The 14,246-nt window shown below is 64.0% G+C and carries 13 protein-coding genes; 10 read left to right on the top strand and 3 right to left on the bottom strand.

The window, feature by feature from the left end:
• Positions 1-209 precede the first annotated feature (209 nt).
• Complete coding sequence (gene metE, locus JaAD80_RS02575; RefSeq protein ID WP_102292740.1) at positions 210-2,540, bottom strand: 5-methyltetrahydropteroyltriglutamate--homocysteine S-methyltransferase; 2,331 nt, start codon at positions 2,538-2,540, stop codon at positions 210-212.
• A gap of 118 nt (positions 2,541-2,658) precedes the next feature.
• Between metE and JaAD80_RS02570 the strand changes: the two genes are divergently transcribed.
• The 5 genes from JaAD80_RS02570 to JaAD80_RS02550 all read left to right on the top strand — a co-directional run bounded on the left by JaAD80_RS02570 (position 2,659) and on the right by JaAD80_RS02550 (position 8,075).
• Positions 2,659-3,567 carry a LysR family transcriptional regulator gene (locus JaAD80_RS02570; protein WP_102292739.1) on the top strand — a complete coding sequence of 303 codons (909 nt, stop codon included), beginning with the start codon at positions 2,659-2,661 and terminating at the stop codon, positions 3,565-3,567.
• Between the two features lie 48 nt (positions 3,568-3,615).
• Complete coding sequence (locus JaAD80_RS02565; RefSeq protein WP_102292738.1) at positions 3,616-4,182, top strand: phasin family protein; 567 nt, start codon at positions 3,616-3,618, stop codon at positions 4,180-4,182.
• A 207-nt stretch (positions 4,183-4,389) separates the two neighbouring features.
• Positions 4,390-5,568 (top strand): acetyl-CoA C-acetyltransferase, encoded by a 1,179-nt coding sequence (locus JaAD80_RS02560; RefSeq protein WP_102292737.1) that lies wholly within the window; start codon positions 4,390-4,392, stop codon positions 5,566-5,568.
• Positions 5,569-5,779: 211 nt separating this feature from the next.
• Positions 5,780-6,520, top strand: a complete 741-nt coding sequence (gene phbB, locus JaAD80_RS02555) for an acetoacetyl-CoA reductase (protein ID WP_035823615.1) — start codon at positions 5,780-5,782, stop codon at positions 6,518-6,520.
• A gap of 118 nt (positions 6,521-6,638) precedes the next feature.
• Positions 6,639-8,075, top strand: coding sequence for a hypothetical protein (locus tag JaAD80_RS02550; protein ID WP_102292736.1), 1,437 nt, complete (start codon positions 6,639-6,641; stop codon positions 8,073-8,075).
• Here JaAD80_RS02550 and JaAD80_RS02545 read toward each other — a convergent pair.
• Entirely contained in the window at positions 8,012-8,632 is a 621-nt protein-coding gene (locus JaAD80_RS02545; RefSeq protein ID WP_258002777.1) for a LysE family translocator, read from the bottom strand. The two genes, JaAD80_RS02550 and JaAD80_RS02545, sit on opposite strands and share 64 nt — an antisense overlap.
• A gap of 153 nt (positions 8,633-8,785) precedes the next feature.
• On the opposite strand from JaAD80_RS02545, the gene JaAD80_RS02540 reads away from it, so the two are divergent.
• The 4 genes from JaAD80_RS02540 (at position 8,786) to JaAD80_RS02525 (ending at position 11,357) form a co-directional block, all read left to right on the top strand.
• A complete protein-coding gene (locus JaAD80_RS02540; RefSeq protein ID WP_102292735.1) occupies positions 8,786-9,268 on the top strand; it encodes an Lrp/AsnC family transcriptional regulator in 483 nt (160 codons plus the stop codon).
• Between the two features lie 77 nt (positions 9,269-9,345).
• The gene (gene pip / locus JaAD80_RS02535; RefSeq protein WP_102292734.1) at positions 9,346-10,302 is read left to right on the top strand and encodes a prolyl aminopeptidase; all 957 of its coding nucleotides are present in this window, start codon (positions 9,346-9,348) and stop codon (positions 10,300-10,302) included.
• Positions 10,303-10,414: 112 nt separating this feature from the next.
• A complete protein-coding gene (locus tag JaAD80_RS02530) occupies positions 10,415-10,855 on the top strand; it encodes a DUF2721 domain-containing protein (RefSeq protein WP_071325824.1) in 441 nt (146 codons plus the stop codon).
• Between the two features lie 46 nt (positions 10,856-10,901).
• Positions 10,902-11,357 carry a hypothetical protein gene (locus JaAD80_RS02525; protein ID WP_092798744.1) on the top strand — a complete coding sequence of 152 codons (456 nt, stop codon included), beginning with the start codon at positions 10,902-10,904 and terminating at the stop codon, positions 11,355-11,357.
• 24 nt (positions 11,358-11,381) lie between these two features.
• Here the strand turns inward: JaAD80_RS02525 and JaAD80_RS02520 are convergent, their stop codons facing one another.
• On the bottom strand, positions 11,382-11,981 hold the full coding sequence (locus tag JaAD80_RS02520; protein ID WP_102292733.1) for an SRPBCC family protein: 600 nt from the start codon (positions 11,979-11,981) through the stop codon (positions 11,382-11,384).
• Positions 11,982-12,153: 172 nt separating this feature from the next.
• Between JaAD80_RS02520 and JaAD80_RS02515 the strand changes: the two genes are divergently transcribed.
• A complete protein-coding gene (locus JaAD80_RS02515) occupies positions 12,154-14,199 on the top strand; it encodes an NADPH-dependent 2,4-dienoyl-CoA reductase (protein WP_102292732.1) in 2,046 nt (681 codons plus the stop codon).
• The last annotated feature ends 47 nt before the right edge of the window (positions 14,200-14,246 follow it).

The following is a 14,246-nucleotide window of genomic DNA, read 5'->3' as shown; positions in this document are numbered from 1 at the left end:
TGCGGCAACAATAGAGAGCAGTAAATTTCTTGCATTCTACTGCAAAAAAATCACCGTCAGGGGCCTGGCGTGTGCTATTCCGCAGGGCAACAGGTACTTCCCGTCAAAAAACCGGGGCGGCGCAACGGAAAACCGCTGCGCCGCCCCGAAAGCCGCCGAGAATGCGCCCTGACGGCGCTGTCCTGCATCAATTCTGGATCGATCCTGGATCAAGCCGCGCGCATCTGCCGGGCCGCCGCGACCATGTTTTGCAAGGCCGCTTCCGTTTCCGCCCAGCTCCGCGTCTTCAAGCCGCAGTCCGGGTTGACCCACAGCTGGGCCGGTGGAATCACGGCGCTGGCTTTTTGCAGCAGGCGCAGCATGTCGCCGGTGGCGGGGATGCGCGGCGAGTGGATGTCGTACACGCCGGGGCCGATGTCGTTCGGATACTGGAAATCGCCAAAGCCCGTCAGCAGCTCCATGTCCGAGCGGCTCGTCTCGATGGTGATGACGTCGGCATCCATGGCGGCGATCTGCGGCAGGATGTCGTTAAATTCCGCGTAGCACATGTGCGTGTGGATCTGCGTCGCGTCGCCGGCCGCCGAGGCGGCGATGCGGAAGGCGCGCGTGGCCCAGTCCAGGTAGGCATCCCACTGGCCGCGGCGCAGCGGCAAGCCTTCGCGGATGGCCGGCTCGTCGATCTGGATGATGCCGATGCCGGCCGTTTCCAGGTCAGCCACTTCGTCGCGGATGGCCAGGGCGATCTGCAGCGCCGTTGTCGCGCGCGGCTGGTCGTCGCGCACGAACGACCATTGCAAGATGGTGATGGGGCCCGTCAGCATGCCCTTCATCGGCTTGTGCGTCAGGCTTTGCGCATGGACGGTCCAGGCGACGGTCATGGCGGCCGGGCGCTGCACGTCGCCATAGATGACGGGCGGCTTGACGCAGCGCGAGCCGTACGACTGCACCCAGCCCAGGCGCGTGAAGACAAAGCCGTCGAGCTGCTCGCCGAAATATTCGACCATGTCGTTGCGCTCCGCTTCACCATGCACCAGCACGTCCAGGCCCAGCGCTTCCTGGCGCCCCACGGCGTGGGCAATTTCGGCGCGCATCTGCTGTTCGTAGTCGGCGCGTGCCAGCTCGCCCCGCTTGTAACTGGCGCGGGCGGCGCGGATGGCCGCCGTTTGCGGGAAGGAGCCGATGGTCGTTGTCGGAAAGTCGGGCAGCTGGAAGCGCGCGCGCTGCACGGTCTGGCGCAACGGGAAGCTGGAATCGCGGCGGTCGACGGTAGGCGACAGCGCCTGCAGGCGCTGCGTGACCGGCGTACGGTGCACGCGGGCGCTGGCGCGGCGGCTGGCGCTGGCCACGCGCGCGCTGGCCAGCGCGGCGTCATCAGCATGGCCTTGCAGCGCGCCCTTGAGCAGGGACAGTTCCGCCAGCTTTTCCGTGGCGAACGCCAGCCAGGGCTTGATGTCGGCATCGAGCTGCGTTTCCGCCTCCAGGCTGAACGGCACGTGCAGCAGCGAGCACGACGGCGCCAGCCACAACTGGCCAGTGCGCCTGGCCGCCAGCGGCCGCAGCACGGCCAGGGCGGCGTCGAGGTCGGTACGCCAGATATTGCGCCCGTCGACGATGCCGACCGACAGCACCTTGTGCGCGGGCAGCCAGTCCGTCACGCTGGTCAGTTCATGCGGCGCGCGGATGCCGTCGACATGCAGGCCGGCCACGGGCAGGCGGCAGGTCAGGCTGAGGTTTTCTTCCAGCGGCGAGAAATACGTGGCCAGCAGGATATTCACGCCCACCTGGTTCAGCTGCCAGTAGCTGCTTTCAAAGGCGCTGCGCCAGGCGTTGGGCAAGTCCAGGCCCAGGATCGGTTCATCGACTTGCACCCAGGCCACGCCTTGCTGCTTCAGGCGGTCGAGCAGGGCGCCGTAGACGGGCAGCAATTGTTCCAGCAGGGCCAGGCGGTCGAAGCCGGGTGTCTTTTCCTTGCCCAGCCAGAGAAAGGTGAGGGGGCCGATCAGGGCCGCCTTGACCTGGTGGCCCAGCGCCTGCGCCTCGGCCACTTCCGCCAGCAGCCGTTCGCACGCCAGCGAGAAACGCGTCTGCGGCGACCATTCGGGCACCAGGTAATGGTAGTTGGTGTCAAACCACTTGGTCATTTCCAGCGCATGCTGGCCGCCATCGTGGGGCGCATGGGCGTGCTCGGCCTGACAGCAGCCGGCCTGTTCGGCCTGCGCCGCATGGGTCGCCGCGCCACGCGCCATGGTGAAATAGCGCGACAAGGGCGATTGCTGCGCCTCAAAGTGAAAACGCGCCGGCTCGCAGCCCAGCAGCTGGATATGGCTGGCCATCTGGTCGTAAAAGGCGAAGTCGCCCACCGTGACGTAGTCCAGGCCGGCGTCCCTTTGCTGCGCCCAGTGGCGCGCGCGCAATTGCCGGCCTGTGGCTTCCAGGGCCGCCTCTGGCAGTTCGCCGCGCCAGTGGCTTTCCAGCGCGAATTTCAGTTCGCGCGCGGCGCCGATACGGGGAAAGCCAAGAATGTGGGTGTGAACGGTCATGATGTCATCGAGATTTAATGTGGATGCGCTAGAGTGTGCGGCAATCTGATCTATAATCAAAACGAAACCTTTTATCGATTAACATGAAAATAATTCACGTCCATCCCGTCATTTCCCGATGCTAGAAATCCGCCACCTGCGCACCCTGAGTGCCCTGCGTTCGTCCGGCAGCCTGGTGCGCGCCGCGCAGCTGCTCAACCTGACCCAGTCGGCGCTGTCGCACCAGATCCGCCTGCTGGAAGAGCGCTACAAGGCGCCCTTGTTCGAGCGCAAGTCGATGCCGATCGCGTTTACGGCCACCGGCAGCCGGCTGCTGGAACTGGCCGACAAGCTGCTGCCCGAGATCGAGCTGGCCGAGCGCGACGTGGCGCGCCTGTCGCAAGGGGACACGGGACAGCTGCGCGTGGCGCTCGAGTGCCATACCTGTTTCGACTGGCTCATGCCGGTGATGGATGCGTTCCGCCAGCGCTGGCCGGAAGTGGAGATCGATCTTGTTTCCGGCTTTCACAGCGAGCCGGCGGAATTGCTGCGCTCGGGCGAGGCGGATCTGGTGATCGGCTCGCCATACGGTCCCGACTTCACCGTATTTCCCCTGTTCCGTTTTGAAATGCTGGTGGTGATGGCGCAGAAACACCGGCTGCAGGCGCAGCGCCGCCTGACGGCGGCCGACTTTACGGGCGAAACCTTGATCACTTATCCCGTGCCGGAAGAGCGTATCGACCTGATCCGCGAAGTGCTGCGCCCGGCCGGCATCGTTTTCGAGCGCCGCACGGCCGAATTGACGGTGGCCGTGCTGCAGCTGGTGGCCAGCCGGCGCGGCATCGCCGCCTTGCCCAACTGGGCCATCAAGAATTACGTCGATTACGATTATGTGGTGGCGCGCCCGGTGGGCGAGCATGGCCTGTGGAGCGACCTGTATGTGTCCGTGCCGGACCATCTGCAGGACAAGGCCTATGTGCGCGACTTCGTCAGCGTGATACGCGAGCAGTGCGCGGCTGCGCTCGATGGTATCAAGTTGTTGTCTTGATCAACGTTGAATTGGAAACAAACCAACAGAAAAGCTTGAGATATATCAATGTTCAGCAATGAACCACCGCTTACAGTTGAGCACTGTGCGGCGCAACATGGCACCGCCTTCACATTGGAGAGGAACACGATGTTTTCATTTTCCGAGCAATGGACACTGGCCGGCAAGGCCGTGGTGGAAGCGCAATTGATCAGCGCGCAAGCGTATGCCCAGGCCGCGTTTGACAGCGGCGCCAGCGTACTCGATTTGCAACTCGACGCCGCCCGCACGGCGCTGGCCGCCGCTGCGGTAGCGGGCAATCAGCTGCTGTCGGCGAAAGACCCGCAAGCGCTGCTGCAGTTGTCGCGCACGCAGTCGCAACTGGCGATCGAACGTATCGGTGCATATGGTCGCCAGGCAAAGGATGTTGCCCAGGAAACCCAGGAGAAATTCGACACGGTGACAAAGGGTGAGTTTGCTGCATCGCGTCAAAAATTTGGCGAGCTGTTGCAGGTGGTAAAGCAAACCCCCGTGCCCCTGATTATTCCCTTCAATAATTTTCTAAAAACCCCTTTCGGCGCTGCCGATGAAGGGTATGATAAAAATAAAAACACGCGTCCTGCTCGGCAGGCGTAAGCGCGTCGCGGCCCGGGCAGCGGCTATCCGCCGCGCCAGGCCGCCCGCCGCCACCGCAGGGCAGGCACACATCGCCACCGCCTGCGGTGCGGCGCTGGAACTGTGGCGCATGCCACGCTAGAATGAAACACAGCCTGCTGTGTCTTCCTGGATTCATTGGATTCTATTAACACCATGGCCGTCGTGGCCAGCATATCGGAGAAATAAATGGATGATGTCGTAATCGTGGCCGCCGGCCGTACCGCAGTCGGCAAATTCGGTGGCAGCCTGGCCAAGATTCCTGCGTCCGAACTGGGCGCGCATGTAATCAAGGGCTTGCTGGCACAAACCGGCATCGACCCGAACCTGATCGGCGAAGCGATCCTGGGCCAGGTACTGACGACCGCCGTCGGCCAGAACGCCGCGCGCCAGGCCGTCATCAAGGCTGGCCTGCCGAGCAGCATCCCCGCATTTACCATCAATAAAGTCTGCGGCAGCGGCCTGAAGGCAACGCACCTGGCGGCGCAAGCGATCAAGTGCGGCGACGCCAACATCATCATCGCCGGCGGCCAGGAAAACATGAGCGCCTCGCCGCATGCGATGAACGGTTCGCGCGACGGTTTCCGCATGGGCGACTTCAAGATGATCGACACCATGATCGTCGACGGCCTGTGGGACGTGTACAACCAGTACCACATGGGCATCACGGCGGAAAATGTCGCCAAAAAATACGAAGTGACGCGCGCCGAGCAGGATGAGTTCGCGCTGCAGTCGCAACTGAAAGCGGAAGCGGCCCACAAGGCGGGCAAGTTCAAGGATGAAATCCTGCCGCTGGAAATCGCCAACAAAAAAGGCACCGTCGTCTTTGACAGCGACGAATACATCAAGCCGGGTTCGACCCTGGAATCGCTGGCCGGCCTGCGCCCCGCGTTCGCCAAGGACGGTACCGTTACCGCCGGCAACGCCTCGGGCCTGAACGACGGCGCCGCCGCCGTCATCATGATGTCCGCTTCGCAAGCCAAGGAACTGGGCCTGAAGCCGCTGGCACGCATCAAGGCCTACGCCTCGTCGGGCCTGGACCCTGCCGTCATGGGCATGGGCCCCGTCTCCGCTTCGCGCCTGTGCCTGAAAAAAGCCGGCTGGACGCATGAAGAGCTGGACCTGATGGAAATTAACGAAGCGTTTGCCGCGCAGGCGATTGCCGTCAACAAGGAAATGGGCTGGGACACCAGCAAGATCAACGTGAACGGCGGCGCGATCGCCATCGGCCACCCGATCGGCGCCTCGGGCGCGCGCATCCTGGTCACCCTGATCCACGAAATGATACGCCGCGATGCCAAGAAAGGCCTGGCAGCGCTGTGCATTGGCGGCGGCATGGGTGTGGCCCTCGCCATCGAACGCGACTAAGTAGCTGGCACCGCACCCAAGCTACTGCGCGGCGCGCTTTGCGGCCTGCGATGCTCACCGTGCTCCAGCACGGTTGCGCTTCTTAGCCGCAAATCATCACCGCTCGCTACGCCTGGATGCGGTGCGGTAGGCCGCCGTCACGCGGCGCTTTCGGGCGACTGCATTTAAATTATTAACTTTTTAGCAACAGAACGACACTGAGGGGATGAAAATGGCAAGAGTTGCATTGGTAACTGGTGGCATGGGTGGTCTGGGCGAAGCGGTCTGTTTCAAACTGGCGGCGCTCGGCTATCGCGTGGTGACCACGTATTCCCCAGGCAATCCGAAGGTCGCGGAATGGCTGGCGACGACCAAGGACATGGGCTACGACTTCAAGGCGTATCCGTGCGACGTGGCCGACTACGATTCGGCGGCCGCCTGCGTGGCGGCCGTGGAAGCGGAAATCGGTCCTGTCGACGTGCTGGTGAACAACGCCGGCATCACGCGCGACATGACGTTCAAGAAGATGGACAAGCCGAACTGGGACGCCGTGATGGGCACCAACCTGGACTCCGTGTTCAACATGACCAAGCCTGTCTGCGACGGCATGGTGGAACGCGGCTGGGGCCGCATAATCAATATCTCGTCCGTGAATGGCCAGAAGGGTGCTTTCGGCCAGACCAACTACTCGGCGGCGAAGGCCGGCATGCACGGCTTCACCAAGTCGCTGGCGCTGGAAGTGGCGCGCAAGAATGTCACCGTCAACACCATCTCGCCAGGCTACATCGGCACCAAGATGGTCATGGCGATTCCGCAGGAAGTGCTCGACAGCAAAATCATCCCGCAAATTCCGATGGCGCGCCTGGGCAAGCCGGAAGAAGTGGCGGGCCTGGTGGCGTACCTGGCTTCCGACGAAGCGGCATTTGTCACGGGCGCCAACATTTCCATCAACGGCGGCCAGCACATGTCGTAATCGTTGTTGAGGTAAAACAGAAAAGACAGCCGCGGCTGTCTTTTTTTATGCTTGCAAGCAAAACAAGGGGATGGTGGGATTTGCCTTAGAATCAGCATTTCTTCATAGCATTATCTCCATGTCCCTGCTTCCTGTTTTGCGCCGCGCCAGCGCGGTGGCCTTCCTTTTCCTCGGTGCCGGCGCGGCCCAGGCCAGCGTTGCCTTGCACCTGGCGGTGAGCACCGAGCGCGAACACACACCGGGCGTGAGCACCAGCCTGCCGGCGCGCGAGACGCAGGACAGCGACGTCGTGCTGGGCGAACAGTTCATCAGCATCCGCGAAGGCCAGTCGCTCACCGTGCTGGACTTTGCCACGCGCCGGCGCCATGTCGTCGATACGGCCGCCGGCACTTATGTCAGCTATTCGCTGTTCGACGCCGTCGGCTTTCGCGCCATCGAGCTGCGCCACCGGCAAGGCATCGCCGGCATCCTCAAGGCGGGCGGCGTGGCGCAGCATGCGCCGCCGCCCGTATATGAAGAGCAGGCCTTGTCCGTGCCGGACGGCCAGCGGCGCGGCCCTTTGCAGCCGCAGGTGCAGGAGGGCACCGTGCTGTGGTCGCTGGAGCAGCAGCCCTTGCTGAACCTGGCCATCGCCGGCAGCCCCGTCAGCGATGACGTCGCGCGCACCTTCGCCCAGTATGTGCGCTACACGTGGGGGGCGCACCCGCTGGTATTGAAGATGCTGGCCGGCGGCAAGCGCATTCCCGCCGACTTCACCCTGCATTACCAGGAAGTGGCGGGCAGCGTCACGCGGCGCTTGCGCGTCAGCGGACTGAATATGGACGCGCCCGCCACGTACTCGCTGGCCGCCTACCGGCCTCGTCCGCTCACGGCCGACGCGCCCGCGCTGGAACGAGTGCTGGCGCAGGCGGCGTTGCTGCCGCCGTTGGGATCCCAGGCGCATCCTGCGCTGCGCGCCGAGGCGGAAAAGCAGTTTGCCGCGGAAAAGCCTTTCGACGCATTCCTGACCATGCTGGAAGACCATTTTTCCACGGGCGCGCTGGTCGAAAAACTCTCGCGCCAGCAGCAACTGGCCATGCAGGCGTGCCAGCCCATCCATGACTTGACGCGCGGACTGCTGGCCAAGGACAAGGAGGGCATCGCGGATGCGCTGGTCACCGTGCAGGGCTTGCGCCAGCAGCATGGCCAGGAGCAGCCGGTACTGGCTTTGTTCGAGGGAAATTTGCGTGCCAAGCTGGGGCAATGGCCGCAAGCGACAGCGTTGTATCTGCAGGTGTTGCAGGCAAAACCGCATATGGCGGCCGTGTACCAGGACTTGGGCGACGCGCTCTACGCGCAATTCGATGCACCCAATGCCTGGCGCAGCTGGGATGCGGGCCGGGCCATGGCGCCGGGGTTGCGGCAATTTCGCAAGATCAACGATCTTGAACGGGACTTGCTGCGCAATTACCCTGACTTCTTTGCCGGCGGCACGCCGCTGGCGCCGGCAGATCAGCCCAGCACCAGCCGCCCGGCCAGCAGGACGAAGACGGTGGGCAGCACAAACTTGCCGTAGGGCGAGGGCTTGCCGCGCAGGCGGCGCGCCAGGCGCGCGGCCAGCACGGCGTACATGGCGTCGAACAGCAGGCCGACCAGGACCAGCACGGTGCCCAGGCGCAGGTATTGCATGCCGACGCTGTCGCTGCCAACGACGAATTGCGGCAGGAACATGCTGCAAAACAGCAGCGCCTTCGGATTGAGCAGATTGGTGAGGAAGCCGCGCACCAGGCTGGCGCGCGCGCTGTGCGCCGTGGCGGGGGCTTGCGCCTCGGGCGTGGCGGTGTTGGACAGGGCCGACTGCAGCAGGCGCAGCGCCAGGTACAGCAGGTAGGCGGCGCCCGCCCATTTGACCCAGCGCAAGGCTTCCGGATGCGTGACCATCAATGCCGCCAGGCCCGCGCCCGACAGCCCCACGTGCACGGCGCGCGCGCCGGCGATGCCCAGCGCCGTCACCAGCGCCGTGGCCACGCCGCGCGCGGCGCCCGTCGCCAGCACCAGCGCCATGTCGGGACCCGGTAATAAAAAGGCGCCGGCCAGTGCCAGCAGGTACATCAGGAAGGTAGAATCGGACATGCGCCAGCCATAAAAGAAAGCGGGAGCAACCGCACTGTGCAGCATGCTCGCCGGGCCCCATTATCTTCTTGCTGAGATGAAATGTGCTTGCTTTTCCTGCCCGGCATACCCTAGTATTCGGGTGGATTCCACTCGTATTGAATTAAAATTTAGATGAAAATTTCAGAAGTGAGCCTCGACGCCACCGATTTGCAGATACTCAGGCTGTTGCAGGATGAAGGACGGCTGTCCAATGCGCGCCTGGCCGAGCGCCTGAAGCTGAGCGAAACGCCCGTCTGGCGCCGTTTGCGCCGGCTGGAAGAGGAAGGTTTTATTACCGGCTACCAGGCGTTGCTTAACCGCAAGAAACTGGGGATCGGCCTGGTGGCGTTCGTGCGCGTGGTGTTTGCCAACCACGGCAATGAACAGCCGTCGCAGTTCGAGCAAGCCATCGCCACGATTCCCGAGATTTTGTCCTGCCACAACGTGGCGGGCGAAGCCGATTATTTCCTGCAAGTGGTGGCGCGCGACCTGGAAGCGTATGGCGAATTCGTCTCCACCGTGCTGCGCCGCCTGCCGGGCGTGGCGGAAATCCAGTCCAGCCTGTCGATGCGCGAAATCAAGTCGTCGAACCGCCTGCCCTTGCTACTGGCCTGAGGCGCCGCCGGCGCACTATAATTGGAACAGTTGCCAGGACATGTGCCTGGCCCCTGACTGCCATTCTAAGGACCGCCATGCCAGATACCCTGTCGCCATTATTTCCCGCCCTGTCGCCGAACCGGCACGGCATGCTGGCGGTCGATGACATCCACACCATTTACTGGGAAGAGTGCGGCAATCCGGATGGCATCCCCGTGCTGTTCCTGCATGGCGGTCCCGGCGCGGGACTGTCGCCGCAGCACCGGCGCTTCTTTGATCCGCAACGCTACCGCGTGATCCTGTTCGACCAGCGCGGCGCCGGCAAGTCCACGCCGCTGGGCGAATGGCGCAACAATACGACGCAGCTGCTGATCGCCGATATCGAACGCCTGCGCGCCCAGTTCGGCATCAGCCAATGGCTGGTGTTTGGCGGCTCGTGGGGTTCGACCCTGGCGCTGGCGTACGGCCAGGCGCACCCCGAGGCGTGCCTGGGCTTCGTGCTGCGTGGCATTTTCCTGTGCACCCAGGCGGAAATCGACTGGTTCATCGAAGGCGTGCGCTGGTTTTATCCGGAACTGTACGCGGAATTCGCCGCGCCGATTCCGCCGGAAGAGCGGGGCGATTTGCTGGCCGCCTATGTCAAGCGCATCCTCAGCAGCGACCCTGCCGTCTACTGGCCGGCGGCGCGCGCCTGGAGCCGCTTCGAGGGCCGCCGCGTGTACCTGATGCCGCAGCCCGAAGATGCGCCGAACGATGCGCTGGACCTGGGCGTGGGCCGGCTCGAATCGCATTACATGGCCAACCTGGGCTTCATGGACGAAGACCAGCTGATCCGCGATATGGGCCGCATCGCGCACTTGCCAGCTGTCATCGTGCAGGGCCGCTACGATGCCATCTGCCCGCCGCTGTCGGCCTACCGCCTGCAGCAGGCCTGGCCGGGCGCGCAACTGGAGATGATCCCCGACGCGGGCCACGGCGCGCTCGAGCACGGCATCGCTTCGGCGCTGGTGCGCGCCACCGAGCGCTTCGTACCGGGACGCGGCTTCGCATGACGTTACACCATGCCGGTTGGCAAAGTCGCCAGCCGGCATGCGCCACCTGCTACACTATGGCCTGGACTGGCGCCACGGTCGGGCGCTGGTGTGAACCCACGACTTTTTATCCATGAACATACAGATCGGCGACATCGGCCATATCATCCAGCTGGCGATCGCGCCGGTTTTCCTGTTGACCGGTATCGGCACCATGCTGGTCGTGCTGACGAACCGCCTGGGCCGCATCATCGACCGCACACGCGTGCTGGAAGACCGGCTCGACATCGGCTACAACGATTTCTATATGGATGAGCTGGATACCTTGTACAAGCGTACCCACCTGATCAATTATTCGATTTCCCTCAGTACGGCGTGCGGTTTCTTCGTCTGCGTCATCATTGCCATGCTGTTTTTGGGCGATATTCTGAACCTGACCCTGGACAAATACATCGCCGCCTTCTTTGTGCTGGCCGTGATTTGCCTGATTGGCTGTTTTATTTATTTACTGCGCGAAATTTACCTGGCCGCGACGGCCCAGCGCATCCGGCGCCATATCCGCCCGCCACGCTAGGCGGTGCTTGCGCCGGTTTACCCCACTATTGAAGAACGAGTCCAGCATGCACGATTACAAACGCCCCCCCACACTGCACCGCTACGGCCAGCGCAGCGAACTTGAACTGGCGCTGAGCCTGGGCCAGTTCCGCCTGACGCCGGCGGGCAATTGTTTGACCCTGAGCTTTTCGCAGGTATGGGACAAGCAACTGTTCGACCTGTTCGCGCCAGCCGATGCCTGTCTGATCATCCACAATACGGAAGAGTTCGGCGAACGCCTGCACCGCGCCGTGCAGCGCACCTTGCCCAGCTGGGCCGGCATCGACGGCATCGTCGAATATGGCCAGCGCGCCGCCCTGGGCGCCGCGTTCACCAAGACGCGCGCCGAAGCGGCGGAACAGGAATGGCTGTTCGCCTGGCGCTCGATGCAGCCGCAGGCCAGCCTGAATCCCGTTACCGTGAAACTGGGCAGCCTGGAAAACTTCGCGGAAATCCGCGACCGCGACACCTATTTGGCCTGACCTTTGGTCTGATACTGGTCGGCGCTAGCCGGCCTTGTTGGCATGCTGGCTGTCGATGCGCGCCAGCACGGCGGCCATCATGCGCTCGATATCGCCGCGTATCATGGTCGTGCCCAGCATGCCGGGCACGTAGAAACCCGGCATCAGCCGGCTGCTGAAAACGATGCGCGTGCCGCCCGTCTCGGGTACGGGAAACAGATTCCAGCGCGACTCATAATGACGCATGTCGCCTGAAATGAGGTCGATGTCGATGGCTGTCGGCGGCGTTTCGATGGCCCGCACCACCAGGTGGATCGGGTGGTTCATGAACAGGAAGCGCGCCATGCCCTGCTGTTCGATGATGACTTCATTGCCGTTGCGCGACAGCACGCGGCAGGAGCTCAGGTCCGGCACGAATTCACTCATGCGCTCGTAAGTCGTGAGGGTCTTCCACACGGACGCCGGCGGCGCCAGCACGCTGCCGCTGGCATCGACTTCATACATGCGCTGCCCGTCGACCTCGATGCGCTTGACGTCAACCTTGAGCTTGTCCAGGCGGGGAGCTTGCGTCTGCGTCTGCGCAGGGGCGGCCAGCGGGGCGGCAACGGCGCACAGCAACAGCAGGCAGGGGAAGAGTCGCGTCATGCTACCTAGCCTACGGGAAAGTTGCGCCCGGCACAAGCTGCGCGCACCGGCTAAGTGCGCCAGCGTCCGCACGCGATGGCCGATTTAGAACTCCCGGTCTAGAGAAATACGCTGCGGCAGCGGGCAATGCTTGTTACCGTACGGCCTGCATACCACCTCTATCGGACCGACCATGACTGCCTACCCCCACTTGCTGGCCCCGCTCGACCTGGGTTTCACCACCTTGCGCAACAGAGTCATCATGGGCTCCATGCACACGGGCCTGGAAGACCGCTTTTATCATTATGGCAAGCTGGCCGCGTTTTACCGCGAGCGGGCGCGCGGCGGCGTGGGGCTGATCGTCACGGGCGGCATCTCGCCGAACCGCCAGGGCTGGCTGCTGCCGTTCGGCGGCACCTTGAATTTTCTCGGCGACGTGCCGAACCACCGCAAGGTGACGCGCGCCGTGCACGAGGAGGGCGGCAAGATCGTCATGCAGATCCTGCATGCGGGCCGCTATGGCTATCAGCCGTTCGTCGTTTCCGCCTCGGCGAAAAAGTCGCCGATCTCGCCCTTCCGCCCGCGTGCGCTGAGCGAGCGGGGCATCGAGCGCACCATCTGCGATTACGTGCGCTGCGCGCGCCTGGCGCAAAAGGCCGGCTACGACGGCATCGAGGTGATGGGCAGCGAAGGATATTTATTGAACCAGTTCCTGTGCGCGCGCACGAACCTGCGCCAGGACCGCTGGGGCGGCAGTATCGAAAACCGCATGCGCCTGCCGGTGGAGATCGTGCGCCGCATCCGCGCCGCCGTCGGGCCCAACTTCATCATCATGTACCGCCACTCCCTGCTAGACCTGGTCGAAGGCGGCAATACCTGGGATGACGTGGTGGCGGTGGCCAAGGCGCTGGAGCAGGCGGGCGTGACGATCCTGAACACGGGTTTCGGCTGGCACGAGGCGAGGGTCCCCACCATCGTCACCTCGGTGCCGCGCGCCGCCTTTGCCAGCGTGGCGGGCCGATTGCGCCGCGAAGTGAGCATTCCCGTGGTGGCCTCGAACCGCATCAACATGCCGCAGGAAGCCAACGCCATCCTGGAACGGGGCGACTGCGACCTGGTGTCGATGGCGCGGCCCTTCCTGGCCGACCCGTTCTTTGTCGCCAAGGCCGCCTCCGGGCGCACGGATGAAATCAACACCTGCATCGGCTGCAACCAGGCGTGCCTGGACCACACGTTCGCCAACAAGCGCGCCAGCTGCCTGGTCAACCCGCGCGCCTGCCATGAAACGGAACTTATTTACGCGAAAAAAGCCGTGCCGCGCCGCGTCGCCGTCGTCGGTGCCGGGCCGGCCGGCTTGTCCGCTGCCTGCGTGGCGGCCGAATGCGGGCACCACGTGACCCTGTTCGACAGCAGCGACAGCGTCGGCGGCCAGTTCAAGGTGGCCATGCAGATACCGGGCAAGGAAGAATTCACGGAAACCATCCGCTACTTCAGTCGCCGGCTGGCGCTGCTGGACGTCAAGCTGCGCCTGGGCCAGCGCGTGACGCGCGAGCAATTGCTGGCCGGCGGCTACGACGACGTGATCGTCGCCACCGGCATCAAGGTGCGCCTGCCGGCCATTCCCGGCATCGGGCACCCGAAGGTCTTGACGTACCTGGACGTGCTGCAAAGCAAGCAGCACGTCGGCGCGCGCGTGGCCATCATCGGCGCGGGCGGCATCGGCTTTGACGTGGGCGAGTATCTGCTGCATGACCCGGCGCATCCGCTGCCCCAGCCTGTGGCGAGCTGGGCGGGCGAATGGGGCGTGGACTTGAATGCGGCCACCGGTGGCGGCCTGGTGTCCCCCGTGGCGCCCGATCCCGTGCGGCAGATCTTCCTGCTGCAGCGCAAGACGTCCAAGGTGGGCGCGGGACTGGGCAAGACCTCGGGCTGGGTGCACCGCGCGGCGCTGGCGAGAAATGGCGTGGCCATGCTGGCCGGCGTGAGCTACGACAGGATCGACGACCAGGGCTTGCACATCACGGTGGGCGGCGAACAGCGCCTGCTGGCGGTGGATAACGTGGTCATCTGTGCGGGACAGGACAGCCTGACGGAACTGATGCCGGAAACGGACAAGGACGGCAAGCCGCTGGCGGCGGGCGGCCCGCGCTTCCATAAAATCGGCGGCGCCGCGCTGGCGGCGGAACTCGACGCCAAGCGGGCGATACGCGAAGGGGCCGAGCTGGCGGCGAGTTTGTAAAAAGAAAGCCTGCCGGCTGGGGAGCGGGCAGGCTTTGCTGGACAGGC

Origin of the sequence: Janthinobacterium sp. AD80 (genome assembly GCF_002878455.1) — a bacterium.
GTDB lineage: Bacteria > Pseudomonadota > Gammaproteobacteria > Burkholderiales > Burkholderiaceae_D > Janthinobacterium.
The sequence above is the reverse complement of the archived record's forward strand: the minus strand, read 5'-3'. Positions and strand labels throughout refer to the sequence as shown.